Source organism: Pseudonocardia sp. SID8383 (genome assembly GCF_009864975.1).
Taxonomy (GTDB): domain Bacteria; phylum Actinomycetota; class Actinomycetes; order Mycobacteriales; family Pseudonocardiaceae; genus Pseudonocardia; species Pseudonocardia alni.
The window spans coordinates 1-234 of sequence record NZ_WWFY01001073.1 but is presented as its reverse complement, the minus strand read 5'-3'; the positions used below and the strand labels follow the sequence as shown (position 1 = coordinate 234).

Here is a 234-nt window from a genome sequence, read left to right as displayed (position 1 = left end):
GTCCCGAGTCCCGGCGCTCGCCGGGGCGACAGCCTGGAGCCATGGAGAACAACGCGAGCACGACCGGTACGGCACCGACCGGGACCGACGTCCACGACGCCTCGACGGAGGCCGTCGGGGCTGACGACGCCGCGGTGACCGACCGGGTGCCGGTCGCCGCGACGGCCACCGGTCCCGACGCGACCGACCCCGGACCGCTCGGCGCCGCCACCTCCGGCATGCCGGAGGGCGCCG

1 protein-coding gene is annotated in these 234 nt (G+C 77.8%); it reads left to right on the top strand.

Annotated features, from left to right (window positions below):
* Positions 1-41 precede the first annotated feature (41 nt).
* A partial coding sequence (locus tag GTW08_RS25730) for a hypothetical protein (RefSeq protein ID WP_202417692.1) occupies positions 42-234 on the top strand: 193 nt, incomplete at its 3' end.